The sequence below is a fragment of the Alistipes sp. AF48-12 genome (genome assembly GCF_003477565.1).
Classification (GTDB): domain Bacteria; phylum Bacteroidota; class Bacteroidia; order Bacteroidales; family Rikenellaceae; genus Alistipes_A; species Alistipes_A hominis.
The window spans coordinates 1-7,968 of record NZ_QUDJ01000037.1 but is presented as its reverse complement, the minus strand read 5'-3'; the positions used below and the strand labels follow the sequence as shown (position 1 = coordinate 7,968).

10 protein-coding genes are annotated in these 7,968 nt (G+C 43.6%); 5 read left to right on the top strand and 5 right to left on the bottom strand.

Going from position 1 to position 7,968, the window contains the following annotated elements; translation table 11 throughout:
• Positions 1–141 precede the first annotated feature (141 nt).
• Genes DW082_RS13900 through DW082_RS13890 form a run of 3 tightly spaced genes read left to right on the top strand, consistent with a single transcriptional unit; the run spans position 142 to position 2,067 of the window.
• Positions 142–831: a hypothetical protein gene (locus DW082_RS13900; RefSeq protein ID WP_147387079.1), complete on the top strand. Its 690-nt coding sequence runs from the start codon at positions 142–144 to the stop codon at positions 829–831.
• Positions 828–1,556, top strand: coding sequence for a glycosyltransferase (locus DW082_RS13895; protein ID WP_118459154.1), 729 nt, complete (start codon positions 828–830; stop codon positions 1,554–1,556). The genes DW082_RS13900 and DW082_RS13895 overlap by 4 nt, the downstream gene beginning before the upstream one ends.
• Positions 1,516–2,067: a glycosyltransferase gene (locus tag DW082_RS13890; protein ID WP_118459152.1), complete on the top strand. Its 552-nt coding sequence runs from the start codon at positions 1,516–1,518 to the stop codon at positions 2,065–2,067. Before DW082_RS13895 ends, DW082_RS13890 begins: the two co-directional genes overlap by 41 nt.
• 107 nt (positions 2,068–2,174) lie before the next feature.
• On the opposite strand, the gene DW082_RS15245 is transcribed toward DW082_RS13890, so the two are convergent.
• The 3 genes from DW082_RS15245 to DW082_RS13880 form a co-directional block, all read right to left on the bottom strand.
• Entirely contained in the window at positions 2,175–2,417 is a 243-nt protein-coding gene (locus DW082_RS15245; protein ID WP_259335652.1) for a hypothetical protein, read from the bottom strand.
• Positions 2,414–2,710, bottom strand: a complete 297-nt coding sequence (locus DW082_RS15240; RefSeq protein WP_259335651.1) for a hypothetical protein — start codon at positions 2,708–2,710, stop codon at positions 2,414–2,416. The genes DW082_RS15245 and DW082_RS15240 overlap by 4 nt, the downstream gene beginning before the upstream one ends.
• A 162-nt stretch (positions 2,711–2,872) precedes the next feature.
• Positions 2,873–3,808, bottom strand: coding sequence for a UDP-glucuronic acid decarboxylase family protein (locus DW082_RS13880; protein WP_118459150.1), 936 nt, complete (start codon positions 3,806–3,808; stop codon positions 2,873–2,875).
• A 322-nt stretch (positions 3,809–4,130) separates the two neighbouring features.
• Here DW082_RS13880 and DW082_RS13875 point away from each other — a divergent pair, with 322 nt between their 5' ends.
• Complete coding sequence (locus DW082_RS13875) at positions 4,131–6,299, top strand: DUF4906 domain-containing protein (RefSeq protein WP_118459148.1); 2,169 nt, start codon at positions 4,131–4,133, stop codon at positions 6,297–6,299.
• Positions 6,300–6,445: 146 nt separating this feature from the next.
• On the top strand, positions 6,446–6,763 hold the full coding sequence (gene trxA, locus DW082_RS13870; protein ID WP_409049085.1) for a thioredoxin: 318 nt from the start codon (positions 6,446–6,448) through the stop codon (positions 6,761–6,763).
• Between the two features lie 91 nt (positions 6,764–6,854).
• Here the strand turns inward: trxA and DW082_RS13865 are convergent, their stop codons facing one another.
• Both DW082_RS13865 and DW082_RS13860 read right to left on the bottom strand, forming a co-directional pair.
• A complete protein-coding gene (locus tag DW082_RS13865; protein ID WP_118459144.1) occupies positions 6,855–7,139 on the bottom strand; it encodes a hypothetical protein in 285 nt (94 codons plus the stop codon).
• An 18-nt stretch (positions 7,140–7,157) separates the two neighbouring features.
• Positions 7,158–7,388, bottom strand: a complete 231-nt coding sequence (locus tag DW082_RS13860; protein WP_118459142.1) for a helix-turn-helix domain-containing protein — start codon at positions 7,386–7,388, stop codon at positions 7,158–7,160.
• Positions 7,389–7,968 lie beyond the last annotated feature (580 nt).

Below are 7,968 nucleotides of genomic sequence, written 5' to 3'. Positions count from 1 at the left end.
TATAATTCTTTTTTTTGTTAAATGGAAGTTTAGTTGTCTTATTCATAATATCTTTATCACAAAAAATGTATAATGAATTTTTTTTGTTAAATGGAAGTTTAGTTGTCTTATTCATAATATCTTTATCACAAAAAATGTATAATGAAGCAATCGGAATTAAGTCTTGATAGATTACTGCCCTATTTTTTGATGAATTACAACTTGATTGATGATGTAAGTCTAATGTATGGAAAAATGGGTGGGGTTATTTTTTTTAATATGTACATGCGTTATACGGGAGTGAATGTATATCGTGACTATGCAGATCTTTTATTAGATGATATATATAAACAAATAAACACAATGACCCCTATCAATTTTGCCGATGGGTTATGCGGCATTGGCTGGGGTGTTGAATATCTTGTTCAGAATCAATTTTATGAAGGATGCACTGATGAGTTATTGAGTGATATAGACGACGTGATTATCCGATCATCCCCCGAAACTTTAGATCATACTTTCATGACAGGAATAGAGGGGCTTTTGCTTTATGTTATATCCCGAGTGAAATCATTTAAAAGGTCATGGGATCAAATCCCTTTCGATCTGGATTACATGGTGGGGTTACGGGACATAATCAAAAATAAATATCCGAATACTTATCGGAATTCGACATATGTAAGGAATCTTGAAGATATTATAACAAATAAAAAGGTTAATTTTCAAGATTCGGTTGCTATACCATCGTTTTTTTTTAGTAATATTCCGAATAATATTAACGATTTATATTCAGTTCCGATCGGTATATATCAAGGATTGACAGGTTGGGCTTTAAGAAAAATATTATCATGAAACATATATACATTGTAAACGAATCATCCATCGCATCTTCCTATGGGATAGGAACATATATTAATCATGTTGTTGCATCTTTGCGCGATACGGATTTTCAGATCACTGTGATCGATCTTTATGGATCGCAGAAAGAGTTTACTGTTGTATGGAAAGATGGAGTGAAGCATCTTCAAATACCGTCTGTTCATATTTTAAGTCATTCTTTGAGCTCGTCAGCCTATCAAGAGAGAGTAGCGGAAAATATAGCACTGATTTTATATCCTCATGTTAGTCAATCAGAACAGAATATATTTCATTTGAATTTTACGAAGGATTATTATATAGCAAAAGCTCTAAAAAAATATTATAAATGTAAGATTGTGCTGACCGTTCATTGTTCCGAATGGAGTTTTCAATTGCTAGGAAACAAGCAGAAACTCTTGAAGAGACTGAGTGCAAAAAACAAACGCGCCTCCAAGATCATTCAAACTATGGAATTGGAGCGGAAATTAATGTTGGATGTCGTTGATAATATAATTGCAATAGCATCTCATTCATATAATGATTTACTCGATATATATCAAATTCCGGCCAATAAGATTACGATCATTAGAAATGCTGTTGGGGATAAATTTAGATTGATGTCTGAAAGCAGAGTAAAACAGACGCGGAAACGTTTTTTTTTTTACGGAAAAGAATCTTATCGTTTTTGCAGGCCGTTTAAACTATGTCAAAGGTATTGATTATCTTATCAAAGCGTTTAAAATTGTTTTGACTTACTTGCCTGATTCACGATTGGTAATAGCTGGAGACGGACCGATTGAGAAAGATTTATACAAATTGGCTGCTCCTTATTGGTCCAGAATAACTTTTACAGGATTTATTAATCAAAATCAGTTATATCGTCTTTTTTCCATAGCGGATATCGGTGTTTTGCCTTCATTGCATGAAGAGTTCGGATTAGTCGCAATTGAAATGATGATGTGTAAACTCCCTATTATAGTTAATGATAGCACAGGGCTTTCTGAACTTGTCGAAAACGGCATTGATGGTTTGAAATTTACTATCAAAAGAGAGACTGCATATAAACGAGATTCTATACATCGAATCGCTGATCAAATTGTTAATTTACTGAATAATAAACCATTGAGAGATAGCGTTGCTGTTAACGCAAGAGAAAAATTTGTAAAAGAATATTCATTGCCGCGTTTTCGAAAACAATTGATAGCTTTCTATAATCAATTGTATCGTTAATATTTTATTTCAAAATGTCAATAATGTCGAAACCAACGAAAAGTCAATCGAAACAGAAGAGAGCTAATTGCTATGTATTGTCGTAGTCAGCATTTTTAGGATTGATCCTATCTGGTAAAATATTGCGTTTTCAGCCAATAAGCGTAAATCGGATCTAGGAACGACATCTTGCCGGCCCGATTATCTAGTATGTCGTTCTTGACTAAAGCCACCTTCGACCGGGCAACCGAGGTCGGCGATGAAATGTTGTAGCGGTGCATGACCTCCGTCAAGGTAATCGACTTTTCTCCGGCAATCAACACCTTGAGGTAACAGAGCTGCTGGGTAGTCAGCGTTTCGGTGATGGTCACAAAGAGCAGATCGACGAAGTAGCGGCAATGACCTTCTGGGCCGGCAATGAGTAAAAATGTTCCTCGTTGCGGACATTGAACAGGTCGATATGACAGATACGCAACTTATTATCCTGTTCCATCTCCTGTTTTGCAGCCTTGTTGACGAGCGAACTCTTTCCCCAGCGACGCGGAGAGACGATGATTGTGTTGATGAGCGACGTAAAATGCGAGACCAGATAGGCCGTTTCCTGTTCCCGGCCCGTAAAATTCTTCTCCGTGGCGATCTTTCCGAAAATAAAGGGAATTTCCATAACAAGGCATTTTAATATTCAGCGCAAATTCAATACACTTTATGCAATAACACAAATTAATATTACATAAAGTGTAAAAAACAGAAGCGATCGCAGCACTCCATATCTGGCCGTCAGACGAATATTGCCCGCGATTCCTGCATCATAGTAGAATCGAACGGATTACACGATTTTTTCGAAATAGTCGATCGTTTTCCGCAAGCCCTGTTCGAGGGAGGTCGAGGGTTTCCAGCCGTCGAGCATCCGGGTGGCGAGCGTTATGTCCGGTTTGCGCTGCCTGGGGTCGTCGCAGGGCAGGGGGCGGAATACGAGGTCCGATTTCGATCCGGTCATCCGGACGATCGTTTCGGCCAGTTCCAGCATAGTATGCTCTTCCGGGCAGCCCGTATTGACGGGACCGGTAAATTCGTCCTCGGTAGCCATCATGCGGGTCATGGCTTCGATCAGGTCGTCCACGTACTGGAAACAGCGGGTCTGGGTTCCGTTCCCGTATATGGTAATTTTCTCTCCCCGAAGCGCCTGGACGATGAAATTCGATACGACACGGCCGTCGTCCGGAGCCATTTTCGGTCCGTATGTGTTGAAGATACGGATGATTTTGATCCGGACGCCGCTTTGTCGGCGGTAATCCATGAACAATGTTTCGGCGCAGCGTTTCCCTTCGTCGTAACAGGCTCTCGGTCCGATCGGGTTCACATGCCCCCAGTAACTTTCCGTTTGAGGGTGGACCATAGGATCTCCGTACACCTCGCTGGTCGAAGCCTGCAATATTTTCGCCCGGGTGCGTTTGGCCAGTTCGAGCATATTGATTGCTCCCATGACGGAGGTTTTCATCGTATTGATCGGGTTGTACTGGTAATGGACGGGGGAAGCCGGGCAGGCGAGGTTGTATATTTCGTCGGTCTCTGCGTAGAAGGGTTCGGTCACATCATGCCGGACCGGTTCGAAACGGCGGTTATCCAGCAGATGACGGATGTTGCTTTCGCTTCCGGTAAAGTAATTGTCCAGACAGATCACATGGTGTCCTTCATCGAGCAGCCGTTCGCAAAGGTGCGATCCGATAAAACCGGCTCCTCCGGTTACCAATATTCTTTTCATAATACATTATTATATCGAATATTCTATTGAACGTCCGCTGTTTCGACCCGGACATTCCCGGGTCCGGCGCGGTGTGCGGATAAAACGATGCTTTACGAAAATAAACATAAAAAACGGAATCTCCTACTACTCCGCCACAGTTATTTCACCTCCGCCGAACCCATTTTCTCAATGATTATCGGTACTCATACCGACTTTCGGATCAGAATCCGACGGCCATACGCGGCCATAGGCGGCACGACCCTTCGGAAACATTGATTCATTTGGTTTTCAATGTATTTTAGCGGCGTTACTATTCCGTAACCGTTAAAAATCCTAAACCATGAAAAAAACGAGTTTCCTGAAACGGGCGTATGCGCCGTTTCGCATCCGGCCGATTGCCGGCCGGAGTATCGCTTGGCTTCGGATGCGTGTCAAGCGTATTTTACCGGCCTGTCGGCAAACTTTCGGATCGTTCGCCGTCTCATTTCTGCTAACGCTATCCGTCGTTTGGGGCGGATGCTCGCCGCTCGTGACGGAGGACGTGCAGCCCGATACCGACAAAACCTACCCGGTGTCGATCCGTGTCGAGTGTCCGGATATGAGCGTTGTGTCCAAAAGTCTGAATACATCTCAGGAGAAACAGATTCGGGACCTGAATCTCTACCTGTATCATGAGACGAATCCGGAAGCCGACCGGCATATCTATTCCGATGCGGTATCCGGTCCGTTAATGACAGAACTCGTGGCCGGCAGCTATACCCTATATGCAGTGGCTAATGCAGGCAACGACATGGGGAAACTGCCCGAAACCGGAATCTCGGCCTATTATTTCCCTGTATCCTCAGAAAATTCATTGGAAAAGAACGGCGTGTTACTCTCTTCCGTACGGATGGAATTTACCGTGAACCGGACAATGACTCTCCCGGTAAGTTTAAGACATAATGTTTCCAAAATCAGCCTGAACCTTTCCACTGCCGCTTCGTTCTCCGGATTTACGATCCGAAGTATCCGTATGCTTTCCGTGCCGAAAGGGATGTCTGTTTTCGCAGACAACGGAGCATCGGCCGTAACCGAAACATTCGATTATCCGAAACGGACTGTGGGTAGTCGTACCTATGCCGGAATATTCTACCTGCCGGAAAACTTGCAGGGCGTCGTGTCGAAAATTACCGATCAGCGTGATAAGAATCTTCAGAATGCCCCTGCCCGTGCGACCTGCATTCTGATCGAAGGAGATAAAGACGGGCGTGCAATCTATTATCGTATTTATCCGGGCGAGAACAATACGTCCGATTTCAACATTCGCAGGAATCGTCATTATACGATCAACGCGACGATTCAGGGGGAAAATATACTCGACACGAGGGTTTCTACGGTCGAGGTATCGCTGGGCGGTATCCCGACACCCTGCGATGTCGGCGATAAAATATCGACAACGCTTACCATTCGATGTACGGGCGATCCGGAGAATCAGATTTACCTGAATCCCTCCCTGCTCGAAGGAGGCGGAACGCTTACGGTAAACGGAACGGCCGCAGCCGGCACCGCGATTCCGGTATGCAAAGGAGACCAGACCCGTAGTATTCCCATCGTATATACCCAAACAACGGAAGGCGCTGCCCGTATGCGTTTCATCGTATCCGACAGTTACGGTTATACGGTATCCAAAGACCTGGCTACTTATTTTCAGCAAATACATCCGGTTACAGCGGATTATAACGAAAAAAGCTGGAGCAGGGAAACATATACCCCGTTTGAATTTTCCGTTAAAGTGAATCAGCAGGGATATACGAACGCCTTCGACGTCAAATATGAATTGTTGCAGGGTACGGGCGAAATGTTTTACGGTTCTCAGGCCGTATCCAACGGATCGACCTTTTCGACGGGTGCGAATAATCCTGCTTCAGGAACGCAATGTGTGTTCCGTTTCACACCTTCCGAAATCGGCAAGCTGACATTTCGGTTGACTTTTACCGGGAAAAGAGGACAAACTTTCGTGCTGGAAAAAGACTTCGATGTGATTCCGTATAAAATCCAGATCAGAGGTTCTTATGAGATCGAGAAATCGGAAACTAAAATAATCGCACAGGACGGCTTCACCGGTCCGTATTATGAAAAATTCAAGGAGCTGATGGTACTCACGGCCGACCGTACTGTACCGGCCGGTTTAAGGCTGAGGGTCACAACTTCTATTCACCATTTGGTAGATCGGTATGACCTGGGGTCCCTTACTCCGAACGAGTGGGGCGCTGAGACGACGTCGTCCGTTTACATCGAGAGCGGAACTGTGCGCGGGGAACGGATAATGGCAGAGTATGAAGGAGCGTGCATCGGCACTTCGGGCAATATGAAAAAAGTTCTGATTCCCGGCTACCTTCCCCGGACGATAAGCGGGTCGCTGACCGGAGACGATTATTATTCGAAGACGACGGTCTGGCGGATCTACTGCGAACCGGAAAGCAACACGATAGAATGCATCAATCTGAGTCCCTGGCAACCGCCGAAATAGTTTCCCCGTAAAGACAGAAACACTCCGACCTTATTCAGTCGGAGTGTTTTTATTATGGTCCGCATCATGCCGCAGGCCGCTTTATTTTCGGAACGGATCGTTATCTTTGCATCCGCAAAACGAAAATAGAATTGTTAAAACGATAGATTATGTGTGAGGTTTTCGATTTACGGAAATTTGAAGAATCGGTTGCATCCGGCAAACCGATGATGGTTGATTTCGGAGCGGAATGGTGCGGTCCGTGCAAAGCGATGGAACCTGTTATTCGTGAATTGGCTAAAGAGTATGAAGGGCGGATCGTGGTAGGTTCCTGCGACGTAGAAGAGAACAATGCGTTGGCTGTTCGGTTTTCGATACGCAATGTGCCGACCGTGCTGTTCCTGAAGAACGGAGAGGTTGTAGATCGTTGTGTGGGATCGGTTCCGAAAACGACACTCGTCGAAAAATTGGAAAAATTATTGTAATAATACTGCAACAGAAAAAACCGACCGGGTCATTTCTTATATCGAATGATCCGGTCGTTTTTTAAATAGTATTTACCCCTACGGAACTTTCTTATTCGCCCTGTTTCTGTCGATCCATGCCGCCTGTAAAACGAGATCGGAAAGATGATAAACAAAAACCCCCGCATCGGATATGCCCTTTTTTACGGGCATTCTCCAACTGTTCCGGGGAAATATGCAGCAGTTCGCAGATATCTTCGGCCATCAGCACGAGATCGATGTTTCTGCTGGCGCAAATATGTATTAGAAAAAAGTTGATGTAAACGAGCTGTCGCCCCCGTTTTACCAGCCGGTTGAATTCTTGGCGGGGAATCGTTACGTTCTCATTGGATTTCATAGTCGTACATTTTTAAAATCAGCTTTTGTCCTGAATGTTTTCTGTGAGTTGTTTCGATCTCTGTCTGCGGGTATTGCGTTCCAACGTGTCGATATACCGTTTGATTTCGGAGTAACGATACATCCGTTTGGCCCCGAGCAGAAAACCGGTCAGTTTCTTTTCTTCGCGCAGCCGCCGTACCTGCCTTTCGCTCAAATGGAGCATCCGGCAGGTGTCGTAAAAATCGAGAATGGGATCGCCGTCGATCATGTTGTGCTGCTTTTTACGGCCAGCAGATCCTTATGCATATCGTCCAGCTTTTGCCGAATCTCCGTAGTCGTAGATAATAGCTTTAAAGTATCGTTTTCTTCCATAAGGTGTAAATTTTGGATTACGGTGCAAAAATCCCAAATGCCTGAAAAATAATTCTTGCACATCATATACGATAATTCAGAAATGGAAGACGTATGACAATAACGCAACGGAAATGCTTTCATTCTGATTTTTATTCCTGACAATCAATAAGTCATAAAAATAATTCTTGTATATCGTTCTGTAAAGCGTGCTATAATTACGAACGATCGTCATTTTTGAGTTGATTCATTATACCCAACATCCGGAACAAAATGGGAGGTATACAGACAAACGCTATCGACTCTTTTTGTTTCGAAAAACACAAAAAATCACAAAAAGTTTGTTTATTCGCTTTATTGTATTTAATTTTAAGACACAAATATCAAATATCGGTATATATTGTGTCTGTCTGCGTATCTTTAAAAGAATAATTAGGAAAATAGCAGATATCTTTAAAAGAATAATTAGGAAAATAGCAGATATACAACAAAGTGTT